This window comes from Stutzerimonas nosocomialis, assembly GCF_005876855.1.
Classification (GTDB): Bacteria; Pseudomonadota; Gammaproteobacteria; order Pseudomonadales; family Pseudomonadaceae; genus Stutzerimonas; species Stutzerimonas nosocomialis.
Genome location: NZ_QLAE01000036.1, coordinates 18,332 through 33,532, shown reverse-complemented (window position 1 = coordinate 33,532; position 15,201 = coordinate 18,332). Strand labels below are relative to the sequence as shown.

Below are 15,201 nucleotides of genomic sequence, written 5' to 3'. Positions count from 1 at the left end.
GATAAACTCGCGCCATTTGGCGCAAGCATCGCGCCAGCCGTATCCCAAAGGGAATTCCGAATGTCCGCCCTCTCTACTCTGCTCGACACCTACCGCGCCGCCTCTGTCACCGAACGAGAAAAAGGCACCTACTTCGAAGAGCTGATCTGTACGTATCTGCGCAACGAAGCCACCTACCGTGATCTGTACGACAAGGTGTGGACATATGCCGAATGGGCCAAAGAGCAGGGCATCAGCGGTAAGGACGCGGGCATCGACTTGGTGGCGCGCACCCAGGGCACCGGCGAGTATCACGCCATTCAGTGCAAGCTGTACGCCGAGGACTACAAAGTTCAGAAGAAGGACATCGACAGCTTTTTCACCGCCTCGGGCAAGGCGCCGTTCTCGCACCGCGTCATTGTTACCACCACCAATAACTGGAGCGAGCACGCCGAGGATGCCTTGCAGGGCCAGCAGCCCCCGGTCAGTAAGATCGACCTGCAAGCCCTCGAAGACAGCCAGATCGACTGGGCGAAGTACCAGCCCAACCAGGCTGTTGCGCTCAAGGCCAAGAAACAACTGCGTGAGCACCAGCAGACCGCGCTGAACGCTGTAGCGGCCGGTCTAAAAGACGCGGAACGCGGCAAGCTGATCATGGCCTGCGGCACCGGCAAGACGTTCACCAGCCTAAAGATTGCTGAGCGCCTCGCCGGCAAGGGTAAGCGCGTACTGTTCCTGGTGCCCAGCCTGTCGTTGCTGTCGCAGACCCTCACCGAATGGACGCAGGAAAGCGAAACCCCGCTTCACAGCTTCGCCGTGTGCTCCGACAGCGACGTTGGGAAGAAGCGCAAGGTGGAAGATGACGCTGTACAGGTGTTCACCCACGAGCTGCGCTACCCGGCCACCACTAAGGCTGATCGGCTCGCAGCGGAGATGCCCAAGCGCCACGACGCCGAGCACATGAGTGTGGTGTTCTCCACCTACCACTCCATCGACGTGATCAGCCGCGCCCAACATGATCACGGCCTGGATGCCTTCGACCTCGTGATATGCGACGAGGCGCACCGCACCACGGGTGCCACCTTTGGCGACGATGACGAAAGCAATTTTGTACGTATCCATGATGCGGATTACATCCGTGCCGCGAAACGCCTGTACATGACCGCCACGCCGCGCATCTACGGCGACAACGCGAAGATCAAGGCAGAGAGCGGCGAGGTTACGCTCTGCTCGATGGATGACGAAGCGCTGTATGGTAAAGAGCTATTCGTCATCAACTTCTCCGAGGCCGTCCAGCGCGGCCTGCTCACCGACTACAAGGTGCTGGTACTCACGGTTGAAGAGAGCGCCATCAGCCGCCGCCTTCAGGAGCTGCTGAAGGACGAAGACAACCAGCTCAAGGTGGACGACGCCGCCAAGATCGTCGGCTGCTGGAAGGCGCTGGCCAAGCAAGGTCTACACGAACAGCTCATCGGTGACGCTGAGCCGATGAAGCGCGCCGTTGCCTTCTGCCAGGTGATCTCGCCCAACTACAAGGGCACCAAGCACAAGGTCAGCTCCATCAACATCGCCAGCATGTTCCAGTCGGTGGTGGAGGCTTACCAAGAGTCCGAAAAAATCGACGAAGCCGCGCGCATCATATGCGAGGCCGAGCACGTCGATGGCGGCATGAATGCCAGCCAGAAGGAAGCTAAGCTCAGCTGGCTCAAAGCAGAATCCCCGGCCAACACCTGTCGCATCCTCAGTAACGTGCGCTGCCTGTCCGAAGGCGTGGACGTACCGGCGCTGGATGCCGTGCTGTTCCTCACCCCACGCAACTCACAGGTAGACGTGGTGCAATCGGTGGGCCGGGTGATGCGTAATGCGCCCGGCAAGAAGCGCGGCTATGTCGTGCTGCCGGTAGTCATCCCTGCGGGCATGGAGCCTCATGAAGCACTCAACGACAACCAGACCTACAAGGTGGTCTGGCAAGTGCTCCAAGCGCTGCGCTCCCACGATGACAGCTTCGACGCAATGGTCAACAAGCTCGACCTGATCGGCTCCGACCCGCGCAAGATGGAAGTCATCGCCATCACCGACAAGGCCGAGAAGAAGGCAAAGAAAGCCACCGGCACCAACAACGGCAAGGCCGGTAAAGGCCAGTACGGGATCGGTAGCAAGAACCATGATGCTCCCGGCCAGATGACTCAGCAGGCCGAGCTGACCTACGAGGTCGGCGAAATCGAGAAGGCCATCTACGCCAAGATCGTCGAGAAGTGCGGCAACCGCCATCATTGGGAAGACTGGGCCAACGACATTGCCAAGATCGCCCGCACCCACATCGACCGCATTCAGGGCATTCTGGAGAACCCGGCCAACACCCAGGAACAGGCCGCTTTCAACACCTTTGCCGCCGAGCTGCGCGACGACCTCAACGACAGCATCAGCGATGGCGAGATTGTCGAAATGCTCGCCCAGCACTTGGTAACCAAGCCAGTGTTCGATGCGCTCTTCGAGGAATACAGCTTCGCCAGCCACAACCCCATGTCCAAGGCCATGCAAGGCGTGCTGGATGCGCTTCACGAGCATCATTTGGGCAAAGAAGCCGACACCCTGGAGAAGTTCTACGCCAGCGTCCGCCAGCGTGCTGCCGGCATCAACAATGCCCAGGGCAAGCAGAAGATTATTGTCGAGCTGTACGACAAGTTCTTCCGCAACGCCTTCCCCAAGATGACCGAGCGCCTGGGCATCGTTTACACGCCGGTCGAGGTGGTGGACTTCATCCTCCACAGCGTCAACCACCTGCTGCAAAAGGAGTTCGGTCAGACCCTGGGTAGTAAGGGCGTCCACATCATCGACCCGTTCACCGGCACCGGCACCTTCATTACCCGGCTGATCCAGTCCGGCCTGATCAAGCCAGAGGAGCTTCCACACAAGTACAAGCACGAAATTCACGCCAACGAGCTGGTACTCCTGGCCTACTACATCGCTGCCATCAATATCGAAGCGGTCTACCATGGCGAAGTGATCGACGAGTACACCCCGTTTGAAGGGATCTGCCTGACTGACACCTTCCAGATGTATGAGAAGGATGACCTGGTGGATGCGCTGCTGGAGGACAACAGTGCCCGGCGTAAGCGGCAGAAAGCGCTGGATATTCGGGTGATCGTTGGTAATCCGCCCTACTCGGCTGGGCAGACGAGCGCCAACGACAACAACGCTAATGTCCAGTACCCAGCGCTAGATGAGCGCATTCGCGCTACCTATGCGGCAGGCTCGAAAGCCACGCTCAAAAACGCCCTTTATGACAGCTATATCCGTGCAATTCGCTGGGCAAGTGATCGCATTGGCGATGCCGGCATAATCGGGTTCGTCACCAACGCGGGCTTTGTGGAAGCCAATACCGCAGACGGCCTGCGCAAGTGTCTTGCCGATGAGTTCTCCAGCCTTTATGTGTTCCATCTTCGAGGTAACCAACGTACCAGTGGCGAAACCTCGCGCAAGGAAGGGGGAAAGATATTTGGCAGTGGCAGTCGCGCCCCTATTGCCATCTCGCTGCTAGTCAAGAATCCCAGCGCACAGGCACACGGCCAGGTCTATTTCCATGACATTGGCGATTACCTGAGTCGTGAGGAAAAGCTTGAGAAGATTGCAGGCTTTGCCAGTGTGGCTGGTATCGAGGCATGGCAGCAGATCACACCGGATGAGCACGGGGATTGGCTCAAGCAACGCGATGATAGCTTCGGACAATTCATCGCTATGGGTGACAAAGGAGCTTCATCAGATGCGACGCTGTTCTACAGCTATTCGCGAGGATTACAGACTGGTCGTGATGCCTGGGCTTACAACTCCAACCGTACCGATCTGGCAAGCAACATGAGCCGCATGATCAGCTTCTACAATGCTGAGGCTGAGCGTTTCGATGTGGCCAACGCGGGGCTAGACAGAAAGCAGCGAGCGGAGGTTGTAGATAGCTTCATCAACACTGATCTAACCAGTATCAGCTGGACGCGAGCACTCAAGCAGGAACTGGTTAAGGGAAGGCGCTTCGCATTTGACCCGGCATCGTTGGTGGCTTCGTTTTACCGGCCATTCACCCAGCAATGGCTTTATTTCAGCCGCACCTTTAACGAGATGGTGCTTCAGATGCCGCGCATCTTCCCTGATGCTAGTGCCCCAAATGTGGCTATTTGCGTCAAAGGAAATTGGAGGGGTGAAGGCCACTTTGCCTTCATCTCAAATTCTCCAACTAGCGACCAGCCTGATGGCGGTGCTCAATGCTTCCCTCTGTACCTTTACGACGAAGCCGCCCAAGCGTCCAAAGACGACCTTTTTGCCGAGCCGGTTGAAGGCGGCCTGCGCCGTCGGGATGCCATCACAGATGCCGGTCTAGCTCACTTCCAGGCAGCCTACCCTGGCGAGCAGATCACCAAGGAAGACCTGTTCTACTACGTCTACGGAATCCTTCATTCGCCTGATTACCGCGAACGCTTTGCTGATAACCTGAGCAAGGAACTTCCGCGCATTCCGGCAGTGAAGAAAGTCGTCGATTTCTGGGCCTTCAGCACAGCAGGCCGCGCCCTGGCTGACCTTCACCTGAACTACGAAACCGTCGAACCGTACCCGCTGACCATCGAGGCCAAGGGCACGCTCACCGACGCCGACTATCGCGTGGAGAAGATGAAGTTCGCCAAGAAGGGCGACAAGACGACCGTCGTCTACAACCACCGCATCACCCTCAAAGGCATCCCCGAGGCGGCCTGGGACTACGTGGTCAACGGCAAAGCCGCACTCGACTGGGTGATGGAGCGCCAGGCCGTGCGCACCGACAAGGCCAGCGGCATCGTCAACGACGCCAACGACTGGGCCGTCGAAACCATGGGTAACCCCAAGTACCCACTGGAGCTGTTCCAGCGCGTGGTCACCGTGAGCCTCGAAACCCAAAAAATTGTTAATAATCTGCCAGCTCTGGATTATTAGCAGGGCGGCTCAGCGGAGGAAGGACAGGATGTCCGAGCGGCACCGGGACAAAGTGTGCAAACACGACCGGAAACGGTGTCTACCAGATAGGTGGACACCATGCCGTTAACTCAAGGCTGGGGATCGGCAACGAGCCTATCGGCTGGATACTGGGTCATGAATTCACTGCTGATCTCAGCGGGAGCTGTCAGCCAATCCTGATATAGCCCTTGAGGAAGCACCACCACCATGCGCTTCTCATGCCCTGGGCGATGGAAGTTGCGCATCAGCGCATGGTCATCGGCATTCACCGTCAGCATGGAGAAGGACAGTTCTCTATCACCTGTAGCAGTTTTCCTTTCCTCCCATAGGCCCGCTATCCCTAGCAGCCGGCCATCGGTACGGGAGATGCGGGTAGGAATAGCCTTTCCTGTTCGCCAGTCGGGCTCATAGATCGCCACCGCAGGAATGATGCAGTGCTGAGCCTTCTTCCATGCCTCCTTGAATGACCGCTTGACTGAGGCTGTCTCAGAACGGGCGTTGTAAGTAGACCGTGCCAGCTTCTTGTCGGCCCAGAATGGCAAGAGCCCAAACACGCCCACCTCAGCTTCAAATGGCAGCACGGCGTCATCGTACGGATCGACATTGCGGGGCTTGCGCAGGAACGGCCCGGCATAACCTGGCCACAATTCGAGCTTTCCCTGAGCATCGAACTCGACACCAAACTCTTCACGGAGTCGCCCTGGGGTAGGGGCTTCGTAACGACTGCACATAACACACCTCTTAAACGTCACTGTGCTGCTCGGTGTTGCGGCCCGCAACACCCTCGCGATTGGGATCTATGGGTTAGGACAATCTCTCGCGGCACCCCGCTTACGCGGTACATCCTTATACTGAACGCCAGCCTCCGACCATGGTGAATGCATGACGATAGATCAGTCCCTCCCATTCTGGCGCAGAGCAGGAACATTTCTATGGGACTCAGTGCGTGAGGACTGTGGGTATCCTGCAACGCTCATAAAGTTGATTAAGAGCTCAGTCGAACTTAACTCGCCCATCCAGGAAACAGCAAAAGGTATTGGTGCAGGAGCTGTTGTTAGGTGGCACGAGTTCGGATCTCTTATTTATGAGCGTGGGATATATCGCGATAAGCTGAATGGATGGACCCACTGCCGCACCTATGGTCGGTATGGCTCGACTAGCATCGAATGCGGCCCCCTATTACGCATCGGCAGCGAGATGCAGATCGAACGGTGGCGCTGCGACATCCAACAGGTAGATGGCTTCGCCGCGTCGAAATCCGAACTCAAGGAGTTCGCCACTATGGATGACATGGTGGAAAGGAACTCAACCGAGTTGATCGACGAAATATCTCCGGAGAAGTTGGCGAAGAATCTAGCTTGGCCTGAAATTCGAATCATCGGCCACGTCGATCACGATTATTTCGCCACTTGGGCTTGGGACGGACGTGTCTTTCTGATGAACTCCGGCGGTTCGCATCACTTCGCGGCCGCCAAATACATCGCGGCGCGGCTTGAACAGCCGGTTGAGCTGACCGGAACCTATAAAATCTATGGGTTAAGTGAGCAGGCAATAACAGAGCTCAGACGCGAATATGGCATATTCGTGTTGTCGCACGAGCCAGATGCCTGGTTGGGGTTTATGGGGGCTATGGCTCGCTTCAAGGCAACGTACTATTGGAAGACGTTGCCTCGCCCACATAACCACCAGCGTTGCGCAATTTTCCTGCCGCTCAAGGAGAAGCGCTCTGCACTGATTGCAAAAATCCTCAAGGAAAACAATTTTCAAGACCTAGGCGCTTACTTGGCTGGCCTAGCCGCCCGATCACAAACACTCATCAACAAAGTCAGTCCTCCTTCATGAGGGTAGAGGCGAGAAAGAACATGCGCATAGTCAGCGGCAGCTTCTCCCAGTCCCGTGCAATCCGGCGCTTCCAGGCGTCGCCGTCTGCCTCAGACAAAGGTAGTGCTGAGAGCCTTTCAAGCCTTCTTCGATAACTCATGGGCTTATCGTTGTCCTATGGGTTAACAACTTGGCCGCCCTTCAGAAATGAGGACCACCATTGCTGATATTCGTCCGCTTCGAACGTATGGTTCACAGTCGAACCATCGGCCAACTTTAGACGAAACTCTCTTTGGCCATAAAGCATACCTTCGTTGTCTACTTCCTCAGCCTCTAGGACCGCCAAATATTGATAGCGGCGAGAGTGGGGTAGGTGTTTTTTCCACAGCATATAGGTCTCCTCAGACTCAAGTTATTGCCCGCGTGGCGCTAGTCCACGTCAGAGCGCAGGCAAAGGTCTATCCGATGTCTCTAATGCTCGTCCTGACTCTCACAAAGTTTTAGGTTGGGGTTATCCAGCATCTCAGTTGTGAATACGTCGCCTGGTTTTTTTAGCATATAACCCTTCAGTGTTTTCGTTTTCCGAGGCCCAAAGACTTCGCACGTCCAGATGTTATGTCCGTTGTTCTTCTTAACGTGAAGCTTCAGCTTTTCGAACGACTTTTGGACCTGCAGCCAGGGCTGTCCTTCGCCAGCCTTCGCGGAGAAGAGCGTCGGATGCTCTTGGGCATACCTTCTGAATATTTCAGGAGTCACCAGAAAAGCCGTGCCGTTAACAGTGTGAACCTTGGCTTTTGCATCATTGATAATGATCTTGTGGGTGCCCACACCGACCTTCAGCCAGTGCATGAACTGGTGCCCCAGCGTGCCACCGGCCGGCCCGGCAATTGTTGTCGCCGGGGCAGTTACAGGCTGATCCTCCGGCTCCGCAGGTTGGACCTCGGATCTACCCGGCATAGCCGGGGCAGGAACCGAGGTCATCGGTGCTTCACGCATATCCATCAGGTCCAGAAGGTAGTCCGTATCATCCATCTCAGTGGCATGCGCGCCATGGTCATCGGCTGCTGCAGGTTTCGTTACTGGCGGCTCTACCGCAACTACATCCCCTTGCTGAACGTTGCAGCTGGGCTTTTCGGCCAGATCCTCAGCCGCATGGGCGAGGGGTGCTAGGTTCGGACTTTCTGATTCGGCAGGTTCTTCATTTAGAACTTGAACCGATCCACCGAAGGGTTCTGGACGATCCTCTCCAGCTGACCATATGAGTGAAGGCGAAACCCTCAAGAATGTGAATGTGTTCTTCCACCCCGTAGGGCTTAGGATTTCGGCATCCCAGATGGCCTTCCCAGCGGGATTCGCCACTATCAGGCCGTTATCCTGAAAGACATTGAAGAGCGTTGAGTTGCGGTCCGGAACACCCTCAATCCCCTGGCTGAGAAGGTGAGCACGCAGCCGATCCGAAACGGTCTTGCTAACCAGCCAGATCGCATCGGCCGTGATCCAGCCATCGGAAGCCTCTGGTTGATTCAACTTGAGCTCGTTCTTCATCAGGTAGCGCAGCCCATCGAGAAGCTGACGCTGGAGCGTGTTACGCGGTGCTGCCACAGCTCGGTCTGGATTGCCGCCAAGCTCATGGGCGACCGACGCTTGGTCAGACCTTACAACGATGTCCCCAAGAACCCCGGAGTGTTCAAACTGGCCAGCGAGGACGTACAGCAAAGCACCCCAGAGCTCTGGATACTGCGACAACCAGTTCATCACCTCGGAAGGAATCACCTGCGTATACAACAGTCCTGCAGCAGCCCCATGCAGTTTGTACTGGCGGCCTTTCACATACTGGAATCGGTAGTCCTCCTTCATCGGGCCGTCCCATGCACGCCAGATATCACCGCTGCGGAGCTGTACTTTGACATCGACTGCTACCTTGCCTATGTCGTGCAGGAGCGCTGCGAACACAACCGCCGCGGACCAAGCCTCGGACTGGGCCGACTGAACTTCTGGTGTGCTGCCGACCGGCAAGACGAAGGACTGACGCAGTTTTAGGGCATACGCGATGATTTCCAGGCCATGGTCGATCATGCCGCCCAAGTAGGCATGATGATGATTTTCGGATGCTGGTAACTGCTGGACTATTTCCGCGTACCGCTTGATAGGGGCGAGGTAGAGTTTGTTGAATTGATCCCGGTTCACCGACGTGCGGTGCCAGATGTTTTCGAGCAACAACTGCCGACGCGGCGTGGCAAGCAGCTCGTCCGCAGACATGTACGGAACGAAACCATCAGCGTTTCTTTGCGCATTGTCAGCCGGCGCCGCGCGAATGAATGGGATCCACGCCAACATTCGGCTACGCATATCTGCACTCCAGCAGATATCGCTGTCCAGGCTGATACTTCATACACGGCACTGCCGAAGGCACGCTGCCGCCCCTTTGCACTTTGCCCTTTGGCCTTTTCACGAGTTATCTGTCCTCTGAGGCGATTACCAGGGGGGTCGTTGTAACCCTTTCAGGGTAGGGCTTTTACCTTTGAAGCCCTATTCCATTAACCCCTTACCCTTTCCGCTGTTCCAACCTTTTACCTTTTCGCACAGTCGATCAACGGAAAAGATGATCTGGCCGACCACCCTATTTATGAGCACCTAAAAACGGCCCATACGAAAAAGCCCGCGTCGTGCGGGCTTCTCCGATGGGATGTTCAGTGCTGCTTAGCCGATTCGGGCGCCATCCTTGTAGAGACCGAACCCCTCATTGCCTTCAAACAGCTCTGCTTCCGAGTAACTTGGCTGTGACACCAGATCCCCGACCGTCTCACCGGCCCTGATCTTGGAGATCACTCCAATTGCACACAGAACGAGCAAGGTTGGAACAAACAGGAAGTAGAGCAGCGTCGCAACAACTGCTGCTCGAAGGACGACTCGAATCGTGAACGCGATCGATCTTGGCAGGAGACCTAGGAGCTGTCCCTCGGCAGAGACATACCCCTGATAGGCGCGACCAACAAACCCACCGATTCGCATCGCCGCTGACTGCTGTTTACCGGCCATAACTGCAACCTCACGTCAAGCTTTTTCCTCTGTTAGTTTCAGAGTAGCGCTCTTGGCACACACTAGCAATTAAATAACGATAAAATACGTTATCGTTAGTTTTTACGACGCCCAGAGCCGACGGTATTGCGCTATGCCATGTCGTGATAGCCAATGGGGAGGGGAACCCATCAAGAGGACGTTCCCCATGTTCGACGACAACACTTGCCCGCTGTGTGGCCTTCCCTATCAGGCTGTGAAATGGATCGAGGATCTATCCGGAATCGGTGACGACTTCACTGACCTGATGATCTTCCAGGACGACGATGAGCTGTGCGCCTGCATGGCCGAGAACGAGAATGAATGATCTGATCGCGAAACCAGCCGGTGTCCTGCAGGTCGCAAGTGAGCGCCGCCTCACGGCAGCCGAGTTCCAGGGCTTGGCCGAAGTGCCAGCCGCGGCCGAGTGGTTTGCGAACCTGGACAACCCGCGCACGCGCCGTGCCTACCAGGGCGATATTGAGGACTTCAACAGTTTCATTGGTATCAGCAGCCCGGACCAGTTCCGAGCTGTAACCCGGGCGCATGTCCTCGCCTGGCGCCGTCAGCTCGAACAGCGCGGCCTGGCCGGGGCGACGATCCGGCGCAAGCTGGCGGCGCTGGCCAGCCTGTTCGATCACCTGCTTGAATGCAATGCCGTCACCGGCGGGAACCCGGTGCATGGGGTGAAGCGTCCGAAGATCGAAAGTAACGAAGGCAAAACACCGGCGCTAGGCGATTTCCAGGCGAAGGCACTGCTCGATGCACCTGATCCGTCGACAATCAAGGGCATGCGCGATCGGGCGATTCTCGCGGTGTTGCTGTATCACGGCCTTCGTCGCGAGGAAGCAGCACGACTTACCGTCCCTGATCTGCAGGAACGTCGGGGCATCAAGCATTTATGTGTTCACGGTAAAGGCGGCAAGCTGCGGTACCTACCTTTACACCCGGTTGCAGCCGAGCGGATCTATGCCTACCTCGAGGCGTCAGGTCATCACCTGGAGCAGGAGAAAGCGCCCTTGTTTATGCCGCTACGCGGTCGCAGCACCGGCTCCGGCGTGTCGGCCAATGGCATTTACACATTGGTGGGGGAGTATGCCCGGGCGGCCGGAATCGAAGTGGCGGGGCTCGGAGTGCATGGGCTGCGAGCCACGGCCGCGACCAACGCGCTTGAACACGAGGCCGACATCGCCAAGGTTCAACAATGGCTGGGGCACGCCAATATCAGCACGACGCGCATCTACGATCGCCGTCAGATGAGGCCTGAGGACTCGCCTACATTCCGAGTCAAATACTGATCACCATGCTGATCACCATGCTGATCACCACGCCGATAATCCATTGGCACAGAGGCGAGCATGTCACGGCCACCATGCTGGTGGTGCGGCTTTTGTGCAGGCATAAAAAAACCGCCTGAGAGGGCGGTTTTTCCCAAGCGTTACGTTGAGAGGCGTAACGCTTGCACATCCGTTACACCAGATGCGTCTATTCACGTGGGCTCATCCTAGATCATGGTGCAACTCCGATCAACCCCTTAACCGCCATGGTGGTGGTCACCAGGTGTACGGAAGCGAGTCCATCCATCACCACCACCACCATGACCACCATGCCGATTGACCCTGCAAAAAAAGCAATTTGCCATAATTCGAAAACGGGTATCATCAGTGTCGCTCACTACGAGCTTAGACCCCGGATGGGGGAGCCAGAAGTCGACAGGATTCTTCGCCCCCTCAAGCTCAGCCTGAGAAACTGGGCCCGGACATAGAGGGGATCACAACCTGGTCGCCTCACCGGATGCGTCTATTCACGTAGCGAATCCAAAGGCAGTCTTTGTCCGGTACGGGCTGCCGGAGGTTTGGCCTCAGCTACAAGGGGCCAAGTATGAAGCTTTTGCGACGTACTATGAGCGGTCTGCTGAAGGTGTGGAGGCTGTATAGCCTGTACGACCTGATGCGTGACAGCTTTGACGATTTCTTCATGTAAGAATCGTTTTAGCACAGCAACAGGCCCGCCTCGGCCCCGGTCGAGGCGGGTTTTTTTTGGGGGGAAACCCAGGGTTAACCTTTAGCGCCTTTCATCAGCATGCCACCCCCTTTGCCACCAGCATCCTTCACGCCGCTTGTCCCCATCTGAAGCCCTTGCAGTGCGCCCCCAGCGGCGAAGCCGGCCCAGCTCAAGGCGCCGATCCAGAACAGGGGCAGGAAAATGAAGACCGCGGCCATTACATAGTTCAGCACCATGTCCCCCGTCGCGTTGTTCAACCCCATCAGGGGGTTGAGCGTGGAGTGCGGGGCGCCGCTGCCGTACATCGTGTCGATGATCGTCGAATCCAGCCATCTAGCCAGCTGAAGCCAGAATTCAACGAAGAAGATCCCGAAGTAAATCATCGATACGGTAGTAAGGGTCTTCAGGCTGTACGTCCCCATGACCAGGACAAACGGAATGCAGACGACCATGGCCAGCTTGATGAACGAAAGCACCATCGGTAGAGCCTGGCGGACTTTATCCATCGCTGGAAAGTAGGCCAACGCTCCTGCAGCTGCGCCGATGTCGCTGGCCACCCGCGCTGTTGCGTTAGGCAATGTGTGTCCGACCTGCCCACCGTAATCAGCGTAGACCTGGCCCAAAGTCATCGATTGCTGGGCGGGCGCGACTACAGCCCGAATAAGCGAGTCGTTGATCTCTTCCTGGCTTCGGTCGGCAAGCCAGTTGCTAAAGCGCTCAAGGAGGGTCGGCTCGATCTCGCCGAGCAAACGGCTACGAAGCCCGATGTTCTCATCAGCCCACCATTCTCTGCAGGTCGGGTAGCCGCCACCACTGCCGACACGAGCAAGGCCCTCGTCTCGTGACTCACTATAAGGCCAGTCAGCTCTGGGCTTGGTGGAATTGAATGTACCGTAGTAGTCCCCACTCTCCAGAAATGTTTTAGACCCCGGCCACGAGACATCATAGAGCTGCTCCTCAGAGAGCTCCGGGCGATCCTGAAACATCTTCGCACGCGATGGCGCATAGCAGTCTCGAGTGAAGTCAGCGACTTCTTGCGCAAGAAGGGGATCCTTGACGCGCGTGGTATCGACCTCCATACGCATCTGCCGCAAGTCGAAGCCGCATGGTATGGCGGCAATGCTGGAACTGGTCACAGCACGGGACACAGCGTGCATCATGAACCACCACACCGGGACCTTAGCGCTCTGCCCATTGAGAGTAGAGAATGACGCGCCATAGGCGGTGTCTTCAGGGTTCTTCGTCGCTTCGCCTGTGGGTACGAATGCCTGACATTGTTTGCTTCGCTCGGTATTGAACTCGATCGTGGAGAAGTCGACGGTGACGAGTGGCAGGACTGCAAAGATCAGAACCACAACGGCAACCCAGATCCGCGTCTCGATCCTGTACGCGGACAGCATGCCCTTGTTGCCCTCATCGGCACCTTCGGCACGAGCGCGGAGCCACTCCTGCACGACAATAACGAAGAAGGGGACAGCGAAAAGCCCCGTGTCCGCAAGCGTCCCCCATATGCCATTGCTGACGATCCAAGACACAAGCGTTAGAAAGTACTCAAGGTAATCCGTCGTGTAGAGAGTCATTGGTTCGTACCTAGATGAAGCCGGCTTTAACCAGCTCGAACAAAACTACCGTTAGGCCAACCGCGATCTCTACTCGGCGCAACCGCTTACGTGCCTCTGCGGATGAGTCGCGCTCAATAAGCTTGCGTTTGAACCAAAGCCAACACCAAACCATTGCTGCATAGACAAGGCAGCGCCAAACAAACAGGAGAGGCGCAGCTTCCTCGAGCATCCGCTGCCACTCGCCTACGCCGCCGACCACGGACACGCCCCAAGACATGGCGACCAGGCTGACGACAAACAGGGCCATGATCGAGGCGACACCTAACCAAAGGCCTCTAGAGCGCAGAATTTTCATGATGGCCATCTATGTCGCCTCCCTATCGATCGATCTGCTGCAGACGATCAGGCACGGGGTCACCTTGGAACACGCCACGAGAGTTCTCACGCTTCTCCAGGTTGCGGTCGATGATCGTCTTCGCTGCGTTTCCACTGAGCGAACGCCGCAGGTCTAACTCAGTTTTGAGGTTATCCAGATCCTGCTGCAGGCTGCGGTTCTGCTTATCAACCGCCGCTAGCGCGAGGTCATTGGAGGCTACATTTGGTTCGCGGGTACCGGCGAACAAAATACGAACCAGCAAGAGAGCTTTCTCAACAACGCTTGACAGCGCGATCTCGGAAGCCAGCCGGCGCGTCAGCAAATCCTGGTCCTCTTCCTGGCGTAAAGCCTCAATCAGACGTCGGGTGACAGGGACGGAAGCAGTGCTTGCTTCCTTCAGGTTTTCCAATGTTGTTCCCGTGTTTCCTGAGACCAGATTCTCCAGCGCCGTCAGCTTTCGCTCGTACTCTTCTTGAATCAGCGGGGTAAGCCCTACCCCGGGAATGGTCGATGTCTTGGTGCAGCCCTCGCAGGTCTGTTGCTCTTCTTCACCAAGTACCCGAACGGCAAATGCCGCTGCAGCCTCAGGACTCTCCCAGGCATCACAAACTAGCCCGTCGTTACAATCCTCTTCACTGATCGAGGAGGTTTCCATGACAGCTCTTTCGTTGAGGAGGTTGTATCCGGCTTTGGCGATGTCACTGACTATCCGGATCGGCTCCTGGCCATCACCTCCCGCGTTCTGGCCACCGACCCAAGGAACACCGTAACGGCCGCGACTCTCCTCTGCCTCGGTCACGGAAGAAACCGCGTCCTGATCAGAGGAAAGAATGGCTTCTCTCATCGCTTGCCCTTCCGCGATCTGGCCCCAGCCCATTTGCTGACCGGCTGCGTCGGCCATCCGCTCGGCCATTGCCCGACACGTCATTTTGCTGCGATCGAAGTCAACCCGAGCCTGGAGAATGCCGTTGGTGAGGAGGTTATAGAGCGCGGGGTTTGCGCGCTGAATGATAAGAGCCGGTAGCGATGCGACTGCGCTGGTAGCGTTCTGAATGACGCTACTCATGATGTTCTGGAAACCCTGTGTAGCACCGTTCAACTGGTTCTGAAGGGTAGTGCTTAGACTCATGTTTCCGCAGACCAAGCTGCTATTCCAGCCGACGCCTACACCGAGACTACGCATGCTGCCCGCTCGCCCCATCCCGACCGCGCTACCACCACCGACGCTATACAGCACATCATCAGCTATCACATTGCCTGAGGCTTCGTACCCATACTCGGCCGCGGATACTGGTTTTGTTCCCATCGTCAGAATTGCGACCGCCAGCGAAGCAACCAGCAGAGAGGAGCGAAGGGGAGGGGTGCCGGCACCTTTCATCGATAACCTCACTGTTCCAAAGTCCGTTGTCGGAGATTCAATAT

11 protein-coding genes are annotated in these 15,201 nt (G+C 56.8%); 4 read left to right on the top strand and 7 right to left on the bottom strand.

Features of this window, described 5'->3' with window-relative positions; translation table 11 throughout:
- Window positions 1–60 precede the first annotated feature (60 nt).
- Window positions 61–4,938, top strand: a complete 4,878-nt coding sequence (locus DN824_RS18495) for a DEAD/DEAH box helicase (RefSeq protein ID WP_138409835.1) — start codon at window positions 61–63, stop codon at window positions 4,936–4,938.
- A gap of 110 nt (window positions 4,939–5,048) precedes the next feature.
- Here the strand turns inward: DN824_RS18495 and DN824_RS18490 are convergent, their stop codons facing one another.
- Window positions 5,049–5,690, bottom strand: a complete 642-nt coding sequence (locus tag DN824_RS18490; protein WP_041013387.1) for an SOS response-associated peptidase — start codon at window positions 5,688–5,690, stop codon at window positions 5,049–5,051.
- A gap of 151 nt (window positions 5,691–5,841) precedes the next feature.
- Between DN824_RS18490 and DN824_RS18485 the strand changes: the two genes are divergently transcribed.
- The gene (locus tag DN824_RS18485) at window positions 5,842–6,801 is read left to right on the top strand and encodes a DUF6685 family protein (RefSeq protein WP_241666736.1); all 960 of its coding nucleotides are present in this window, start codon (window positions 5,842–5,844) and stop codon (window positions 6,799–6,801) included.
- Between the two features lie 450 nt (window positions 6,802–7,251).
- On the opposite strand, the gene mobH is transcribed toward DN824_RS18485, so the two are convergent.
- Together mobH and DN824_RS18475 are read right to left on the bottom strand one after the other, a co-directional pair.
- The gene (mobH, locus tag DN824_RS18480) at window positions 7,252–9,129 is read right to left on the bottom strand and encodes a MobH family relaxase (RefSeq protein ID WP_125884056.1); all 1,878 of its coding nucleotides are present in this window, start codon (window positions 9,127–9,129) and stop codon (window positions 7,252–7,254) included.
- Window positions 9,130–9,480: 351 nt separating this feature from the next.
- A complete protein-coding gene (locus DN824_RS18475) occupies window positions 9,481–9,819 on the bottom strand; it encodes a DUF3742 family protein (protein ID WP_079329437.1) in 339 nt (112 codons plus the stop codon).
- 187 nt (window positions 9,820–10,006) lie between these two features.
- Here DN824_RS18475 and DN824_RS22595 point away from each other — a divergent pair, with 187 nt between their 5' ends.
- Both DN824_RS22595 and DN824_RS18470 read left to right on the top strand, forming a co-directional pair.
- Window positions 10,007–10,165 (top strand): hypothetical protein, encoded by a 159-nt coding sequence (locus DN824_RS22595; RefSeq protein ID WP_162962132.1) that lies wholly within the window; start codon window positions 10,007–10,009, stop codon window positions 10,163–10,165.
- The gene (locus DN824_RS18470; RefSeq protein ID WP_079329438.1) at window positions 10,158–11,135 is read left to right on the top strand and encodes a tyrosine-type recombinase/integrase; all 978 of its coding nucleotides are present in this window, start codon (window positions 10,158–10,160) and stop codon (window positions 11,133–11,135) included. Before DN824_RS22595 ends, DN824_RS18470 begins: the two co-directional genes overlap by 8 nt.
- 211 nt (window positions 11,136–11,346) lie before the next feature.
- Here DN824_RS18470 and DN824_RS22505 read toward each other — a convergent pair whose 3' ends face one another.
- From DN824_RS22505 to DN824_RS18450, 4 genes are all read right to left on the bottom strand, one after another.
- Window positions 11,347–11,499, bottom strand: coding sequence for a hypothetical protein (locus DN824_RS22505; RefSeq protein WP_158295399.1), 153 nt, complete (start codon window positions 11,497–11,499; stop codon window positions 11,347–11,349).
- A 395-nt stretch (window positions 11,500–11,894) separates the two neighbouring features.
- A complete protein-coding gene (locus tag DN824_RS18460) occupies window positions 11,895–13,421 on the bottom strand; it encodes a conjugal transfer protein TraG N-terminal domain-containing protein (protein WP_079329439.1) in 1,527 nt (508 codons plus the stop codon).
- A 10-nt stretch (window positions 13,422–13,431) separates the two neighbouring features.
- Window positions 13,432–13,767: a hypothetical protein gene (locus DN824_RS18455; RefSeq protein ID WP_041015696.1), complete on the bottom strand. Its 336-nt coding sequence runs from the start codon at window positions 13,765–13,767 to the stop codon at window positions 13,432–13,434.
- Window positions 13,768–13,780: 13 nt separating this feature from the next.
- Window positions 13,781–15,157 (bottom strand): integrating conjugative element protein, encoded by a 1,377-nt coding sequence (locus DN824_RS18450; RefSeq protein ID WP_121498516.1) that lies wholly within the window; start codon window positions 15,155–15,157, stop codon window positions 13,781–13,783.
- Window positions 15,158–15,201 lie beyond the last annotated feature (44 nt).